General features: G+C 67.8%; 18 protein-coding genes and 1 pseudogene. 11 read left to right on the top strand and 8 right to left on the bottom strand.

The window, feature by feature from the left end; all coding sequences use genetic code 11:
* On the top strand, positions 1–210 hold a 210-nt coding region (gene tnpA / locus AB0K60_RS28110; RefSeq protein ID WP_364061420.1), incomplete at its 5' end, for an IS200/IS605 family transposase.
* Between the two features lie 291 nt (positions 211–501).
* Here the strand turns inward: tnpA and AB0K60_RS28115 are convergent.
* Positions 502–693 (bottom strand): DUF397 domain-containing protein, encoded by a 192-nt coding sequence (locus AB0K60_RS28115; RefSeq protein ID WP_364061423.1) that lies wholly within the window; start codon positions 691–693, stop codon positions 502–504.
* An 11-nt stretch (positions 694–704) separates the two neighbouring features.
* Positions 705–1,559, bottom strand: coding sequence for a helix-turn-helix transcriptional regulator (locus tag AB0K60_RS28120; RefSeq protein ID WP_364061426.1), 855 nt, complete (start codon positions 1,557–1,559; stop codon positions 705–707).
* A gap of 269 nt (positions 1,560–1,828) precedes the next feature.
* Between AB0K60_RS28120 and AB0K60_RS28125 the strand changes: the two genes are divergently transcribed.
* The gene (locus tag AB0K60_RS28125) at positions 1,829–2,215 is read left to right on the top strand and encodes an ATP-binding protein (protein WP_364061429.1); all 387 of its coding nucleotides are present in this window, start codon (positions 1,829–1,831) and stop codon (positions 2,213–2,215) included.
* Positions 2,216–2,410: 195 nt separating this feature from the next.
* On the opposite strand, the gene AB0K60_RS28130 is transcribed toward AB0K60_RS28125, so the two are convergent.
* The gene (locus tag AB0K60_RS28130) at positions 2,411–3,586 is read right to left on the bottom strand and encodes a prenyltransferase/squalene oxidase repeat-containing protein (RefSeq protein ID WP_364061432.1); all 1,176 of its coding nucleotides are present in this window, start codon (positions 3,584–3,586) and stop codon (positions 2,411–2,413) included.
* Between the two features lie 107 nt (positions 3,587–3,693).
* On the bottom strand, positions 3,694–4,389 hold the full coding sequence (locus AB0K60_RS28135; protein ID WP_364061435.1) for a class I SAM-dependent methyltransferase: 696 nt from the start codon (positions 4,387–4,389) through the stop codon (positions 3,694–3,696).
* Between the two features lie 232 nt (positions 4,390–4,621).
* On the opposite strand from AB0K60_RS28135, the gene AB0K60_RS28140 reads away from it, so the two are divergent.
* The 9 genes and pseudogenes from AB0K60_RS28140 to AB0K60_RS28180 all read left to right on the top strand — a co-directional run bounded on the left by AB0K60_RS28140 (position 4,622) and on the right by AB0K60_RS28180 (position 11,938).
* Positions 4,622–5,797, top strand: coding sequence for a hypothetical protein (locus tag AB0K60_RS28140; protein WP_364061438.1), 1,176 nt, complete (start codon positions 4,622–4,624; stop codon positions 5,795–5,797).
* A gap of 53 nt (positions 5,798–5,850) precedes the next feature.
* On the top strand, positions 5,851–6,957 hold the full coding sequence (thiL, locus tag AB0K60_RS28145) for a thiamine-phosphate kinase (RefSeq protein WP_364061441.1): 1,107 nt from the start codon (positions 5,851–5,853) through the stop codon (positions 6,955–6,957).
* Positions 6,954–7,208: pseudogene (locus AB0K60_RS28150) on the top strand (pyruvate kinase); the annotation flags it as partial. The gene thiL and the pseudogene AB0K60_RS28150, both read left to right, overlap by 4 nt.
* Positions 7,209–7,296: 88 nt before the next feature.
* Complete coding sequence (locus AB0K60_RS28155; protein WP_364061444.1) at positions 7,297–7,956, top strand: pyruvate kinase; 660 nt, start codon at positions 7,297–7,299, stop codon at positions 7,954–7,956.
* A gap of 288 nt (positions 7,957–8,244) precedes the next feature.
* On the top strand, positions 8,245–9,015 hold the full coding sequence (locus AB0K60_RS28160) for a carboxymuconolactone decarboxylase family protein (RefSeq protein ID WP_364061447.1): 771 nt from the start codon (positions 8,245–8,247) through the stop codon (positions 9,013–9,015).
* Between the two features lie 29 nt (positions 9,016–9,044).
* Positions 9,045–9,839 (top strand): N-acyl homoserine lactonase family protein, encoded by a 795-nt coding sequence (locus tag AB0K60_RS28165; RefSeq protein ID WP_364061450.1) that lies wholly within the window; start codon positions 9,045–9,047, stop codon positions 9,837–9,839.
* Positions 9,802–10,800: an NAD(P)-dependent oxidoreductase gene (locus AB0K60_RS28170; protein ID WP_364061453.1), complete on the top strand. Its 999-nt coding sequence runs from the start codon at positions 9,802–9,804 to the stop codon at positions 10,798–10,800. The genes AB0K60_RS28165 and AB0K60_RS28170 overlap by 38 nt, the downstream gene beginning before the upstream one ends.
* Before the next feature lie 17 nt (positions 10,801–10,817).
* Positions 10,818–11,207 carry a cupin domain-containing protein gene (locus AB0K60_RS28175; protein WP_364061456.1) on the top strand — a complete coding sequence of 130 codons (390 nt, stop codon included), beginning with the start codon at positions 10,818–10,820 and terminating at the stop codon, positions 11,205–11,207.
* 23 nt (positions 11,208–11,230) lie between these two features.
* Positions 11,231–11,938 (top strand): GntR family transcriptional regulator, encoded by a 708-nt coding sequence (locus AB0K60_RS28180; protein WP_364061459.1) that lies wholly within the window; start codon positions 11,231–11,233, stop codon positions 11,936–11,938.
* A gap of 18 nt (positions 11,939–11,956) precedes the next feature.
* Here the strand turns inward: AB0K60_RS28180 and AB0K60_RS28185 are convergent, their stop codons facing one another.
* From AB0K60_RS28185 to AB0K60_RS28200, 4 genes are all read right to left on the bottom strand, one after another.
* On the bottom strand, positions 11,957–12,850 hold the full coding sequence (locus tag AB0K60_RS28185) for a thiopeptide-type bacteriocin biosynthesis protein (RefSeq protein ID WP_364061462.1): 894 nt from the start codon (positions 12,848–12,850) through the stop codon (positions 11,957–11,959).
* Positions 12,847–14,010 carry a thiopeptide maturation pyridine synthase gene (locus tag AB0K60_RS28190; protein ID WP_364061465.1) on the bottom strand — a complete coding sequence of 388 codons (1,164 nt, stop codon included), beginning with the start codon at positions 14,008–14,010 and terminating at the stop codon, positions 12,847–12,849. Before AB0K60_RS28190 ends, AB0K60_RS28185 begins: the two co-directional genes overlap by 4 nt.
* A 249-nt stretch (positions 14,011–14,259) precedes the next feature.
* Positions 14,260–14,469: a hypothetical protein gene (locus tag AB0K60_RS28195; RefSeq protein ID WP_364061468.1), complete on the bottom strand. Its 210-nt coding sequence runs from the start codon at positions 14,467–14,469 to the stop codon at positions 14,260–14,262.
* Positions 14,470–14,522: 53 nt separating this feature from the next.
* Positions 14,523–16,112, bottom strand: a complete 1,590-nt coding sequence (locus tag AB0K60_RS28200) for a SagB/ThcOx family dehydrogenase (RefSeq protein WP_364061471.1) — start codon at positions 16,110–16,112, stop codon at positions 14,523–14,525.
* Positions 16,113–16,131: the final 19 nt, after the last annotated feature.

Below are 16,131 nucleotides of genomic sequence, written 5' to 3' on the forward strand. Positions count from 1 at the left end.
CGCTTCCCGCCGAAGGTCGCCCTGTCCCGCCTGGTCAACTCGCTGAAAGGCGTGTCCTCCCGGCGGCTGCGGCAGGAGTTCCCCGAGCTGGCCCGTCACTACTATCGGGCGAACAAGCTGTGGTCGGGCTCCTACTTCGCCGGGAGCGTGGGCGGCGCTCCGATCACCGTCCTGCGCCGGTACATCGAGCAGCAGAACCGACCGGTCTGAGCCGGGGAGACGCTGGATCGCCCGGGGGGCGATCCAGCTTTCCTTGCCCCGCTACGTGGGAGAGTCCGCTTCACCCCCGGCCTGAAGGCCGGAGCACTGCGGACGATCCGGTAGCCGCCTCTCGGATGCTCACGGCGGTCCGGCATCCACGCGAAACACGGGTACCGGACCGCCGTCGTGGGTCCGACCACCGCCCCGGCGCGGGTAGCAACGGCTCGACCGAACCCAAACACGCCGAACCCTGCGACTCCGCCTCCGTCACCACTCGTGGCACCTATCAGAAAGCCGCGCCTACCTCTTGACCTCGGCAAGAAACTTTCGCCAAGCCCGACCGCCGAAGGTAAGCACCGGCCCAGCGGGGTTCTTGGAGTCGCGTACGGCCACGCCAGCGGGCGTGATCGCCACCTCCACGCAGTTCTGACCCTCCGCCGAGGAGTAGGACGACTTGCGCCAGATATGTCGGCTTTCCTGAGAAGAGTCCACCAGCGATACCTCTAGCCGAGTAGGTTCATCAGCTTGTCAAGATACGCCGCTGATTCCTCAACGCTCAATGCCGAGCCTTGCAGGTACTCGTATTTGCGCCGATAGTGCCCGACATCCTCCGGTGCTTCCAGGAACAAATCGCCGGGCCTGCCTACTTCGACGTAGACGATGCTCAGATCGCGATCATCCCGGTAATCCAGGATCGTGAATGGTCCATTCATGGACATGTGTGCACCTGCGGTGTCGGGGAGCACCTGGAGGCCGATGTTCGGCCGCTCAGCCAAGGCTCGCAGATGGCGCAACTGGCCACGCATCACCTCGGGTCCGCCGACGTGCTTGCGTAGCGCCGCCTCGTCGATGATGACCCAGAACGCGGGCGGATCGTCACGGTCCAGCAGTTGCTGCCGCGTCAGACGCGCCTCGACCTGGCGCTGAACCTCCTGTTCGTCCATGACACGCCCGGCGCGGAATACAGCAGCGGCATAGTCGCGAGTCTGAAACAGGCCTGGAACCAGGACGGTTTCGAAGGTACGGATCTCGCTGGCCTCCCACTCCAGCCCGATGAGCGCGGCGCCGAGAATGTCCCGGTACTGCGTCTCCTCCCACCAACCGCGCTTACGCGCCTCACGAGTGAGGGTGATGATCGCTTGCCGGGTCGACTCGTCCGTCACCTCGTAGGCATCGAGCAGGTCGAGGACATCACTCAAATTCGGGCGACGCCATTCATTGCGCTCGATACGGGTTATCTTACTCGCCTGCCAGCCGAGCCGTCGCGCGGCTTCTTCGGCACGCAACCCTGCATCCCGCCTGAATTGAAGCAAGGCGAGCGAAAGACGTCGGCGACGGACCGTGGGGCTGTAAGTCATCAGAGTTCCCTAGGAATCGGGCCATTACTTCCGTAATCAGACATTTGGGTTTTGCTGATTTTGGTCTTGCGCTTCTATGTCTCCAAGCACAAGTATGAGAGTAGTCAAGCAACTACAAGGAGTGCTGGACCTATGGCGCTGTCCACCCATCAGTTACCGAATTGCAACACAGCGTGGCGACCTGGGGAGGGAGACACTCGGCAGATCACGATGTCGCGCGTCCGCCAGACGGCTGGCCGGACGTCCAGAGACCGAAGCGGGAGGCCGGCGTGATCCGTGGTCTCACCTACCCCGTCCCCAACAACATCGCCTACGTGGCGCACGCGCGACGCGCCGTACGAAAGGCGCTCGCCGACTGGGGCCACGAACGGATCGCCGACGACCTCGTCCTCGTGATCAGCGAACTCGTGACCAACTCAATCATCCACGGCGCGCCCGAGATCGTCCTCACCCTGCACATCGAGGGCACCACCCTGTTCGGCGCGGTCACCGATCACGGACCCGACCTTCCACACCTCCTCAACCCCGACGACCACGCGGAACACGGCCGGGGACTGGCCTTGGTATCCGACCTGGTCCGAACGATGGGCTGGTGCCGTGCGTCGGACGGCTCCAAGCAGGTGTGGTTCACCTATCCGCTGCCGGAACCCCCGTGATCGAGGGGCGGAGAGCCGCCGATCACCGGGGCCGAGCCAGCGGCCTCACCCACACAGCGGCGGGGCCGCGTACTGAATCGTCCGAGATCGGTACGCGGCGTCCTCCGGCGAGACATTGCTTACGCCTTGGCTGCGTAGCAGGGAAGCGACCGACGATATGACCTCGGCGACGTGACAGGACTCGTTATCGCTCGCTCACCGTTTGCCGTGTCGCTGCCGCAGCTCCTGCAGCACGAAGAGGCCGATGGGAAGTATCAGGCCGAGCAGGAAGTCCTGCCACCCGAAGCGGCCTGCGCCGACCAGCAGCAGTCCGGTGACGACGGAGAGGATGAGCAGCAAGGACGCCCAGAACCGGGCGAAGAAACGTGCCACCGCCAGCCAACGCTGGGTTCTCAGCAGCGACGTGAGCGGACGTCCCCTGACCTCCTGGCGTTGGATGGCCACCAGCCCCGGAGAGAGCACGAGCTGGTCGGCGGGGCGGATGAGCGGAAGCCTGCTGATGTCGGTGAGAGCCTGCACGAATGGCCACAGCGCCCAGATCGAGGCGCCTTGCCCGCCCTGGATGTTGGGCCACGATCCGTCGTCGAGCTGCGTGGCGGCGATCGTGGCGAACCCCGCGCAGATGGGGGCGGGGGGAGGACAGATCGGGTGGCGGAGCAGCGCGGACAGCGCGACGGGCAGGCCGTAGTGCACCAGAATGGTGTGCCATACGACAGGCTTCCCGTCGATCGTCTGGTTGACGTTGTAGCTCTCGATACGAGCCTGGGGGTCATCGATCGCCGAGGGGTCGAGATTCTTCTCCAGCCAGGTGTATGCGTTGAGGATGTGCTCCTGAGCCCGGTCGATACGTAGCTCGGACAGCGTCAGCAACACGAATCCGGTGTGTGTCACGGTGGGCGGACCGGCCGCGTTCACGCCCGCGCCCCACCCACACGAAACTCGATCCTGCCGGCTCAGCAGCCAGTCCACCCCGCGGCCGATGGCGGGAGCGTAGGGGTCGAGCTGAGCGAGCGCACGGAGCGCCAGGCAGGTCAGCCAGGTACGGGAGGGACAACCGCGCATCGACCCCCAGCCGCCGTCGTCGTTCTGGTTGCACAGCAGCCACCGGTAGGCACCCGCCACGTCCGGGCCGCCGTCGATGTGCCCGCACCGGGCCAGACCGAGAAAACGGGCCACCCATCCGGTCGCCTCGACGACGGGCAGGCCGAAACTCGTATTCATCGCCCAGCCACCCGCGACGTCCGGGTTGGGCGCGGTGATCTGACGAGATTTGAGAAAGGACAACGCCTCGGCGAAATGCTCGAAGCGCTGGTTCGCCTCGTGAAATGCGGTCAACGCGACGCCGGTGGCGGTGGGGCCCGGGGGGTCCATGTCAAGCTGGTGGTACCAGCCGCCTCCCACCCTCGTGGGAGTGTACGTCCGGCGCAAGAGGTTTATTGCGAGGTCAAGCTTACGGTTCATGACCTCGATATCTATGATCAACCTTCCTCCACGCACACCCCTGTCGCGGACCCGGTGGAATCGTTTGGCTTTCTCGCCATCGCCTGCACTATCCCGCTTGGGATGTCAGATCGCAGATAATTGGCCCGCACTTCCGATAGACACAGAATCTGCCACCCCCGAAGCAGTTCCCGGATATAATCCGGAGAGAAAAAGTGTCGGACATGTCCATCCAGGCAGTACATGTCCCGCTCTATTTGAATACCCTTCCCATGCAACGGGTCGTCGGTTGACTTGACACAGAATGCGAAGACTCCACCGGGCCGCAGCACCCGGTGAATCTCACGAAAGACAGCCCTGGTCACGGCGTCGGTGAAATAGTGCAGCGACAGGTACGAGTACACTCCCCCCAGTTCGCCGTCCTGGAACGGCAATGGCTTCGAGGTGTCATGACATCGAAAGCGGAGGTGCAGCTCCGGGCGAGCCTCCGCGTACTGACGCGCCTGTTCCAGTGCCACTGGGGAGAAATCGAGCCCGTAGACCGAGTAGCCGGACGAGGCGATCAGCAAGGCGTCATGCCCCTGCCCGCACCCCAGCTCCAAGATCGGCAGCGCTCCGGCGGCCGACGGGAGTGCCCGGATGAAATCTTCGGTGAATCGCCGATGCAGCGGCTCCGGGTCCGGCTCGTGAGAGGTGGTGTGCCAGGAATTCCACATGGTCTGCTGATCCGGCACCAGAACCACGTTGATCGGCCTCCCGCGCTGACGACACCGAGCCCAGCCATTTCTTCAGGTCAGAGTATGACAGGATCGCTTCGCAGCCCTGAGTGACCATTCAGGTGTGATGGGTCTGCAACCTGCATGATGTCCCGCGGCTACCCGGGAAGATCTGAGGGCACCGAGCATAACGGTGTCGCGTCTACGCGCACCTTGCCAGCGGGGCTCACGTGACGCAGCATGTACCCATATGCCCCCATATCTCGCCATTACCCTAAATGGGGTTTTTATGCATCACTATCTGCATGAGTCCAGGCTTGCCCCCGATGGAGACGCGATCGACGCCTTTTTGGGGGCGCTGTCGGGAAATCGCGAGATGCTCGCCGTCACGGCGGACGGGCTCGACCGCGTCAGTACGGCAAGCCACGGGATCACTTGCGCCGAGGTGGTGGCGGCAGGGTCATCCGCGCCTTCAGCTGCGGACGGCGGGACCACGACAGTGGTGCGACGCGTGCGGCACGAGGGCGCCCTCGCCTACCCTCCCGAGCTATTCGACGGCTTGCTGATACGGTCGCCGCATCCGTTGCGAGATGCCCGTCGGTACCTGCCCGTCCTGAAGTCCGGAGGCATGCTTGCGGTCCTCCCGCTTTCCCCGCACGCATTACGGCACGAGCAATGGGTGCGGGAGTTCCCCGTTGAGCCGGTACGGACCGGCTCAGGCGGTGAACTTGTGGCCCGCAAGCACCCCCAACCCCTCCCCTCGGAGAAGGACTGCGCCTTCTGCCCGGAACTTAGGTTCCGGTTGAACGGGTTGGAACTTCTGCCAGGCGCAACCGGAGTGCTGTGGGGTGACGCGGACTTTTTTGTCATGCCGGACCTCGCACCGGTGGCGGAAGGTCACCTCCTCGTCGTCACCGTCCGGCACGAGCTCGCGATGGCGGCGGGCGGCGTGGAGGCGCTGAACCGCCTGGACAGGCACCTACAGCGCATCGACCGGCTGTTTCGCATGGCCTACGGCGTGCAGGCGATGTTCTTCGAACACGGACCACACCGTCCGGGAACCGCCGGAAGCTGCATCGATCACGCTCATGTCCATGCGCTGCCGGCACGAGTGAGTTTGCTACGGGCCGTTCGCCGGAGTGGGATGCAAATGGCCCCTATCTCACTCGCAACACTCTCCACTAGATATCTCTCGGGAGATTCCTACCTTTTTGTCCAGGAAGGCAGCATTCGTGCATTTCATCCGACCGCAGAGATGCCAAGTCAGCTTATGAGGCGCGTCTATACTGAGACGACCGGCGGCCGGGAGTGGCGCTGGCAGAGGATGTATATGACCGACGAGAACCGGGCACGGGTTTTTTCCACGCTTAATACCCTGCTGCCCTGGGTGGACGGTCACGCGGAGGAGATTTCTGGGCGATTTTGACGGCATCCATACTCGAGCCCGATGAGGTGCGGAGCGGAGGAAGAAGACAACCGATGTTCACGCAAGCTGCGGCGGCGCGACTTGACCAACTGGGGGAACGCGCCATTTTACAGGACCTGGTTCTGCCGAGATTCAGCAGATTCCGCTCTGCCGAAACCGGGATCGGTGATGACTGCGCCGAGATCGAAGCGCCGCCTCCCGGGCACGTTCTGGTTATGACCACGGACCCCTGTCCCCGGCCTCTGGTCTTCGACGTCGCCGATCGAGATTATTGGCACTATGGCTGGATGACCATGCTGATCAATGTCAGCGATCTCGCGGCCATGGGCGCGCAACCCGTGGGGATCGTCGTTTCGACGGTGATGCCCAACGAGATGCCCGTTTCGGACTATGAGCGCTTTCTTGACGGGCTGGTCGCTGGTACGGAGGAATGGGGTTGTCCGGTCGTCGGTGGAAATATCAAGGATGGTGATTCCTTCACGGCCACCGGGACCGCCATAGGGTCGGTTCGCAAAGACCGGGTCATGCGACGTGTGGGCGCCGCCCCTGGTCACCTGATCTATGTGATCGGCGAGATGGGGTTATTCTGGGCGGCGCTGCTTGGACATCTGTTTCCGGATCGGCTATCCGTTACCGGACATGCGTCCCAGCGACTGCGCGACGCGTTGCACCGGCCGGTCGCTCGGCTTCGTGAGGGGCAGGTGCTCGGTGGTGCCGGTGTGGTCAGCGCGTGCATGGACGCCTCCGACGGGGTGAGCGGGTGCCTGCGTGAACTGGCCGTCCGTAACTCGGTGGATTTCGTCCTCGACGGCGCGGCGTTGACGCCGTCCGACCCTGTCGCGCAGGTCGCCGACGCGCTCGGGGTGGACCCCAGGAAACTGCTTCTCTCCTGGGGTAACTGGGAACTGGTCATCACCGTGCCTCCGGATCGGACGGCCGAGTTCCAGCGGCTCGCGCTACGGCATGGAATCCAGCACCAGTTCATCGGCGAGGTCACCGAAGGTACCGGGCGTGTGCTTTTGAGCGAGGACGGGCGAGTCCGGCGGCTCACGAATTTCGCGTCCGAACGTTTTAGCCCTACTTCGTATTTCACGCATGGGATTGAAACCTACGCTCGGTGGCTTCTTCATGAACCGCTCTTCGAATCGGATCCCTTATGACCCATATCTGGATAACCCTCGGCCCTTCGTCCCTTGAGCGGGAGGCGGAGTTTCTCCGGCGTGGCGCGACGGGGGTGCGGCTCACCTTCTCCTACGGCACGCCCGAGTTGCAGCTTGAGCGGGCCAGGAACCTTCGCAAGATTGCGAGCGAGGAGGGTCGGCCTTGTCTGATCGTCGCCGATCTCGCTGGGGAGAAGTTCCGGCTGGGCGGGTTCGCCTCGGCCGCGAGCATCCCGGTTGAGCCGGGGATGCGCTTCACGCTCGCCGGGGTGGCCGTATCGGACCCTGCTGCGGGCGTTCTCCCGGTGCCCGAGAAACAGGTTTCTCGACGGGCTGGCCGTGGGCGACGTCATCACCGTGGGGGACGGTGGCGCGGAACTGGCCGTGGTGGACACCGGGGCGGACGGCGTGGTGGTCCAAGTCGTGGGCGCGGGCACCCTGCAGCGGTTTCGTGGGCTCACAGTCCGCGGTCGGGGCTTCAACCCCCGTGCCTTGACGGACAAGGACCGCACCGACCTGGAGTTTGTGGCCTGCCACGAGGAGTTCGACGCCGTCGCGCTTTCCTTCGTCGCCTCCTCCGACGACCTCGCCGTCGCGCGCGAGATCATGGGCGCGCGAAGGCTGCCGATCATCGCGAAGATCGAGACCGCTCTCGGGGTCGAGCGTATTGAGGAGATCAGCCGGAGTGCGGACATGGTCATGGCCGCGCGTGGCGACCTCGCATTGAGCATCCCCTGGGTCGAGCTTCCGGCCGCGGTGACCGCCATCGCCGACGCCGCCGTACGAACGGGGACACCGTGGGTCCTCGCCACCCAGGTCGCGGAGGGCCTGGAGCGGTTCACCCTGCCCACCCGGGCTGAGATCTGCGACCTCGCGCACTGGCTGAATCGTGGCTGCTCAGGGGTGATGCTCTCGTACGAGACCGTGTTCGGCGGGAACGCGCTGGCCGCCGTCGAGTCGGTGGAGGCGCTGGTACGCCGATGGGGCACGACCAACTGACGCACGCTAGGCGGCGGCGATGGAGCATTGAGCCACCCCAGGGTCCGTTTCGGCCCAGGGGTCGGGCCGGGTAGGTCCACAGGGGGCTGTTCTCGGCCAGGTCGGCGATGGGGGCGGAGGGGGTGACGTCGCCGGCGGTCATCACGTGTCTGGGTTGGGGCTGGGTCGGCTCTTGCGTCGTATCGTCAGACAATCGTATGGTCTGACGGGATGTCACGTGCTCGTTACGCGATTCCTTCTCGCCATCGTGCTCTGCTGAGCCGTACCACCTCGTAGGGAAGTCACACCATGGAGCTCACTCCACGACAGCAGGAGATCAAGGACGAGTTCATCCGGGTTCGCGGCACCTGGGGCGACTCCTGGCAGGCGATCCTGGAGATCGATCCCGAGTTCCTCAAGGCGTACCTGGAGTTCTCCGCGGTGCCGTGGCGGAAGAACCACCTGGACCCGAAGGTCAAGGAGTTCATTTACATCGCGGTCGACGCCGCCGCGACGCACATGTATATGCCGGGGGTGCGGCAGCACATCAAGGCGGCGCTGAAGCTCGGGGCGACGGCGCTGGAGATCATGGAGGTGCTGGAGCTCACCTCGACGCTCGGGATCCATGCGATGAACATCGGGGTGCCGGTGCTGGTCGAGGTGCTGGAGGAGAAGGGGCTGCGGAAGGGGCCCGCGCCGCTCAGCGAGTATCAGGAGCGGCTGAAGGCCGAGTTCACCAAGACGCGCGGCTACTGGCACTCGTTCTGGGACGAGATGCTGGAGCTCGACCCGGAGACCTTCGCGGCGTACACCGAGTTCTCGTCGGTGCCGTGGCGGACGGGGACGCTGGAGCCGAAGGTCAAGGAGCTTGTCTACATCGCATTCGACACCGCCGCCACGCACCTGTACGTCAAGGGGCTCAAGCTGCACATCGAGAACGCGATCGGGTACGGCGCGACCGCGGAGGAGATCCTTGAGGTGATGGAGATCGCCGCCGTGCTCGGCATTCACGCGGCCACGGCCGCCGCGCCGATTCTCGCCGAAGAGCTGAAGAATCCGGAGAACCGGCCCTCGGCCTGATCGGCGCGCGAGAGGGGATGAGGGGCACGATGAGCGACTCGACGTATGAGGTGATCGCGCTTCGGTACGGCACGCGGGCCGGGGAGAAGGGCGAGATCTACCTGAACTATCACATCTATGGCGAGCCGGATGAGCCGCTGGGGATGGACTACTACTGCTGGGTGGCGCGGAACGCCGAGCGCACGGTGGTGATCGACACCGGGTTCGGCGAGGTGGGCGGCGCGCGGCGGAAGCGGACGACGCTGGTGCCGCCGGTCGAGGCGCTGGCCCGGATCGGGGTGGACGCCGCGACGACGCCGCAGGTGGTGGTGACGCACGGGCACTATGACCACATCGGCAACCTGGCGAGTTTTCCCGCCGCAGAGGTGATCATGTCGCGGCGGGAGTTCGAGTTCTGGACCGGGCCGATGGCGAGGAGGCCGCAGTTCGCCTGGTCGGCCGAGGAGAGCGAGACGGCGCACCTGAACGAGGTGCGGGCGCAGGGGCGGATGACGCTGCTGGACGAGGCGCGGACGATCGCGCCGGGGATCGAGGTGGTGCCCGTCGGCGGGCACACGCCCGGTCAGGTGATCGTGCTGGTCGCCACCGCCGGTGGGCGGGCGGTGCTGGCCTCGGACGCGGCGCATTACTACGAGGAGATCGAGCGGGATCGGCCGTTCGCGTACGTGGCCGATCTGGAGGCGATGTACCGGGGGTTCGACCTGCTCAAGGAGCTGGCCTCGGTGCCCGGGACGGCCGTCGTGGCCGGGCACGATCCCGAGGTGATGCGGCGGTTCCCGGCGCTCGATGGGGTGGAGCCGGGGTTCGCCGTGCGCGTTGGGTGAGCGGAGTGACCCGGGTGAGCAGGGTGAGCAGGGTGAGTACGGAAAGGAGGGGGCGGGCATGAGCGGATCGCGTGTGGGATTCATCGGGCTCGGCAACATGGGGGGCCGCATCACGCGGCGGATCGTCGACGGCGGGCATCCGGTGCTCGGCTTCGACCTGGACGCCTCCCGGGCGGCCGCCGTGGGGGCCACGCCGGCGGCGTCGATCGCCGAGGTCGTCGAGGGCAGCGACGTCGTCCTGCTCTCGCTGCCGGACAGCAAGGCGGTCGAGGCGGTGGTGCTCGGGGACGGCGGGGTGCTGGCGGCGAGCCGTACGGGGCAGGTCGTGGTGGATCTCAGCACCGCCGCGCCGAGCTCGACGGTGAAGCTGCACGCGGCGCTCGCCGAGCGCGGCGTCGAGTACCTGGACGCGGGCGTGTCCGGCGGGGCCGCCGCGGCCGAGAAGGGCACGCTGACGATCATGGCCGGGGGGTCGAAGGCGGCGCTGGAGCGCCTGGACGCGCTGTTCGGCACGTTCGCGGCGAAGGTGTTCCACATGGGCGACAGCGGGGCCGGGCACACGGCCAAGCTGCTGAACAACTTCCTCAACGCGGTGAGCCTCGCGGCGACGGCCGAGGTGATGGTGGCCGGGCGCAAGGCCGGGCTCGACCTGAAGGTCCTGCTCGACGTGCTCAACGCGAGCAGCGGCGTCAACTTCGCGACGCTCAACCGGTTCCCGCGCATCATCGAGGGCGACTACCTGGAGGGCGGGCTCACCGGAGCGCTGATGATGAAGGACGTGGTCCTGTACGTCGATCACCTGCACACGCTCGGCGTTCCCAGCCTCAACGCGTCCGGCCCGCTCGCCAGCTTCGGCCTCGCGAACGGCACCGGGTACGCCGACATGATCAGCAACCGCGTCGTGGACGCGATCGGCGACATCTCCGGCGGGGTGCGCCTGTACGACGAGCCGCAGAGCTGACCAGGAGAGAGCACATCATGAAGATCATCCGTGGCCGCGCCTCGGGCGCGGAGTCCGAGCGGCGCTCGGCCACGTTCACCGGCGAGGTCTGGGCGGACCCGGTCCTGCCGACGACCGACGGCGTCACCATCAACAACGTGTTCTTCACGCCGTGCGCCCGCACCCACTGGCACCGGCACGAGCGCGGCCAGATCCTCATCGTGACGGCGGGCAGCGGGTTCGTGTGCACGCAGGGCGAAAAGCCGCAGCCGCTCGGCGTGGGCGACACGGTGTGGGTGCCTGCGGGCGAGATGCACTGGCACGGTGCCGGGCCCGGCAGTTACCTGATCCACACCGCCGTGTCGTTGGGCGTCACCGAGTGGCACGATCCGGTGAGCGACGACGACTACGGCGCGGCGGGCGTCTGATTGTCTGGCCGTAAGCTCATATCATGCCAAGCGCCGAGAACCAGTCGACCGGTGGCCTGAACGGCATCCGCATCGGCCGCGTGGCCGCGCCTCTGCGCGAGCAGGTGCTGGAGGCGCTCCGCAACGCGATCCTCAACTTCGACCTCAAGCCGGGTGAGCGGCTCGTCGAGCGGGAGCTGATCGAGCGGATCGGCGTGTCCCGGACGACGATCCGCGAGGTCCTGCGGGAGCTCACCGCCGAGGGCCTGGTGATGGTCATCCCGCAGAAGGGCGCGGTGGTCTACGCGCCGTCCGCCGAGGAGGCGAAGGATCTGTACGCGGTGCGCGCCGCCCTGGAGGCGCTAGCCGTACGGCGGTTCATCGAGCGCGCCCCGGACGAGAAGATGGACGCCCTGCGCGACACCCTGGAGGAGATGCGCGCGATCCACGCCGCCGGCGACGACACGGCCGCGATGCTGCGGGCCAAGGATCACTTCTACGCCGTGCTGCTCGACGGCGCGGAAAGCCCCACGATCCAGGGCATTCTCGCGGGCGTGCAGGCGCGGGTGCGGCTGCTGCGGGCCACCTCCCTGTCGCATCCGGGCCGCACGGCCGAGGTCCTCGTCGAGATGGAGGCGCTGGTGGACGCCATCACCGCCCGGGACGTCGATCGGGCGATCCGGCTCTGCGACGAGCACCTCGGCAACGCGATGGCCACCGGCATCAAGGCCCTCGGCGCGAGCGCCGTCTGAGGCGTCTTCGTCGAGTGATCATGGCAGGTGGCGGAGGGTGTAGAGCGCCAGGCGGCGCAGCCGGGCCTCCTGCGGGAGGGGGATGCCCAGCCGGTTGAGGTGCAGGTGCAGGCAGCGGTCGAGCGCGTGGGTGAGGGGGTGTTTGGACTCGGTGACGAAGCGGCCTTCGTGGCAGAGGCCGCCCAGTCTGTCCCGCAGTTCGCGGAAGGAGCGTAACCACGCCAGGGCCGGGATCCGCGACTCGGTGGAGGTGTCGGCGGTGCGGAGCCGTTCGGCCAGGGCGGTCAGCTCGTCGCGGGAGCGGAGCCAGGCCGCCTTCGTCGCGGCCTCGGCCTCGTCGTTCGGTTTGAATTCGTACGACATGATGTCGGCGTTGGCCGGGAGGCACAGCAGGGCGGCCAGGGTCATCGCCATCGCCGGGGAGACTCGCTGGGGCGGCGGGGTGGTCAGGGTGTCGAGGGCCACCGCCGTGGATTCGCAGAAGTGGCGTTCCACGGCGGCCAGCGACGGGCCGTCGCCGAAGGAGCGGTGTTCGGGCTGGTAGGGGATGAATCGGATGGTGTCGGGCGGGAACAGGCGCCGCTCGTAGCCGGGATTGCCCTCAAGGGCGGCCAGTTCGGCGGCGAGGCGCGGGTAGTCGGCCGGGTTCGCCGGATGGCGGGAGGGGTGTGCGCGCAGGTAGGCGCCAAGCCGGTTGGTCACCAGTTCGCCCACCTTGTCGGCGTCGGCGGGGTCGGTCCGCATGCGCAGCCGTACGTGCAGGCCGCCCTCCCAGTGGCGCAGGAAGAAGAAGCCGAGCACGAGGCCGTCGGCGACGAGTTCGCGCATCAGGGGGGCGATCTGGGTCAGCAGGAGTTCGTCGAGGTCATCGTGCCGGAACACGTGGGCGCTCAACCACACCGGTTGCGTCATCGCCGTCTCGCGGGTGCCGTGACGAGTGGCCCGGGGTGGTCGGCGACGAACTTGCGCATGAACGCGATCGCCGACATGTCGTACACGTCCTCGATGGCCTCGGCCGCCAGGTAGCACAGCAGGTAGCGTTCGCGCGGCTCGACGCCCATCCGGGTCAGGAACCCGTAGGTGTAGTTCAGCACCACGCGGTAGCGCTGGAACACGGGGTTACCGACTCCCCTTCTGACGAACCCGGCGGTGCCCAGGGCCAGGCGGAGATAGTCGCTGCGGTGTTCCCGCGCGGCGGCGATGGCGATGGAGGGATCCGCGATCGCCATGCCGCTCTCGATGATCGGATCAGCGCGTTCGGCATGGCGGGTGATCAGGTCGGCCCACTCCCGGACGAACGGGACAGGCTCCTCGGGGAGGCGGTCGGGCGCGTCGTCGCCGCCGACGAGGGTGCGGGTCACGCCGCGCATCCGGTCCAGGATCAGGTCACGATGCTCCTGGTACTTCGCCGCGAACGCCGACCGCCAGACCTCGGGCCGCTCGCACGCGTCGAAGAACGCCTCGGAATGCGCGCGGAAGGACCCGACGTTGCGCCGCAGCCCGCCCACCGCGTGTGCGGTGGTGAACAGCAGGGTCAGCATGAGCAGATCCAGACGGTCCCGGCCTTCCCTGACATGCCGCGGCATATCCAGGTAGAGCCCGTTGCTCTCCACGGAGAAGTCCACGATCAGGTCCGCCACCTCCTGGTCTCCCCCCACCGCGTGCCGCCGCGACTGGAACGGCGCGAAACGCATCGTGTTGTCGGGGTACCACGGGGTGAGCGGCCCCGGCTCCATCTCCGCCTCGGCCAGGCGCCGGTGCCGCAACAGCAGGGCCCGCTCGTCGAGCCGGGCCGTGGACGGATGGTCCTCCAGATACGCCCCGATCGTCTCCTCGATCGCCGGGCGGATCACCTCAGACCAGTCGTGCTCACGGGCGCGGACGTTGATCCGGAGGTGCGGCCCCTGCCGCCAGTGCGGCACGACGAAGACCGCCTCCGTCACGTCGGCCAGTCGGTCGAGCAGGGGGGCCACGGCGTCGACCAGCAGGCCGGACTTGTCCTTCTCGTAGTAGTAGACGTACGCGGTATGCCACGCGGAATCCGCGGGCCGCCGCGTCGTTCGATAGGTCATTTCCCCATCGCCTTCCCTCGTTATGAATGGACGGCGGCCGCGGTCAGGCGCGGTCCCGTTCGCTGGTGGGTACCGAGGACATCTCGGTGGCCGGTTCGGTGGCCGGTTCCGCTAACCCACGCCCCGGCGTGCCCGCGCTCCCGATCCGGGCACCAGGACGACCCGTTCTCGCCCGATTTCACCCATCGCCCACTCCCGTCATTCGCGGCGTCCGGGCCACCCCGTCCGCGGCCCGGACGCCGCCCGCCGTCACCCGGTGATCGGCGGAGTCCAGCAGCTACAGGACCTCGTCCTCGATAAGCTCGGCGTGCTGCCACTACAGGTGGTGCAGGCACCGCCGCAGAGGCAGGTGACGCCCGCGGCGGGTTCGGTCATGCCGTGCCCCTCGTCGACGCCGCCGAGCGCGTTGATCGACTCGACCGCCCAGGCCGACAGGTCGAACGGGGAACCGTCCTGCATGACTTCCTCCTGGTTGTTGTGACCTGCGCCGAGAAGGGTCGGCGCGGGCGACGTCAGTCGGGCCGGTACCGGCCTGGGACGAATCGGACGGGAGTGCGGCGCGGAGTCACGCCCACGAGCAGGGCGCTCAGGCTGCGATGACCCGGCCGCAGGCCGAGTGCCGAATCCGTCGGCCCGCAGCAGACATCGGAGTGGATCCGGGACGCGAGCCCGAGCGCGGCGGCTGCCAGGGCGGCCCGGTGGACGACGGCCCCGGACTCGGTCAGCTGCAGGCGGTACCAGAGGTCGCCGGACGTCGCGACGCCGCCGAGGGGGTCGCCGACCGGGAGGATCACCGCCGCCGCCTCGCGGAGGGCGAGCGCGGTGGACGGCCACACCTTCGCGGCGATCTCGTCGAGCCCCCGCCACGGTACGGCGGCGCCGACCAGCCTGCCCTCCGGGTCGTACCGGTAACCACCCGGCCGCACGCCGTCCACGCGCAGCGCCAACGCCCACACCCCGCAGGTGGCCGGCCCCTCGGACGTACTGTCCCGCTCCCCTGGTCGGCCGCCCGCCGCGGCCGCCAGGATGCCCGCGAACACCTCCGCGGGGATGGGCGCCGGCGCGAATCCGGCCGGGGCCGACCTGCGGTGGGCGACGCCCGCGCGCAACCGGACCGGCACCGGTTCCGGCAGCCGTACGGCGGGGTCGTCATCGGGCGGCGGGCCTGCGCGGGCGGGTTCCGGGTTCCCGCCCGAGCCCGGCCCGCCGCCCGGGATCGTGGCGGCGGCATGCAGGGCGGTGAGCAGCGGCAGCGACGCGGTCACCGAGGGAGGCGGGTCGATCGCCTTGGCGGCCCGCCGGGCGATGAGTTCGCTCGCGCCCGGCGCCGTCGCGGCCGGTTCCCGCGCTCCCGACCCGGTCAGGCAGAGTACGGCGAGCGCGCCCTCGGCCCCGCGCGTCAGGGCGAGCAGCGCCTCGACCAAGGCGCCGTCGAAGTCCAGATACGGCCGGACGGAGACGTCGAGATCCTCGGTCAGCGCCAGCGACTGCGCCACCAGCGCGCCCGTCTCCTGGCACTGCAGTTTGTAGGCGAAATCGCCGTACTTGACGCCGCTCCGCCAGAACACCGCCGTAAGGACGATCACCAGGTCGGGCGGCTCGGCTGGTGGCGCGGTCAGCGCTTCGAGCAGCGCCGCGCGGTGATCGCCCGGGCGCAGGCGTTGCAGCGCGTGATGCGCGCGATCGTAGTGATGCAGCCCATCGGGGAACCCCCGGGACCCGCCGGCGACGTACGCCTCGATCGGATACAGCTCGCCCTCCGACGGAACCGGCCGCTGCGGCGCCACGACCACCGGACCGGGCCGCGCCCCCGGCACGAGCAGGTCGTAGGCCCAGCCGCAGCGGCCGATGCCGAGAAGGTGCCGCAGCAGGTGGCCGACGAACGGCCCCGAGCCGAGCGGCGCGTCCCCCCGGTCGTCGGGCAGGTTCAGTCGCTCGGCGTCCGCGTACCGCTTGAACGCGCCGGTCGCCTTCGCCGTCCACGGGCGGGGGACGGCCGGCGGCCGGTCCGCTTCGGCGAGGAAGCGGCGGGTCGCCTCGCCCGCGGGCGGCCGCGCCGGTCGCGATGCGCGGGCGACGGGCCGCGCGGTCCGAACGATCATCTTGGCCTCCGCGGCCGGG

Source organism: Thermopolyspora sp. NPDC052614 (genome assembly GCF_040678635.1).
Lineage (GTDB): Bacteria > Actinomycetota > Actinomycetes > Streptosporangiales > Streptosporangiaceae > Thermopolyspora.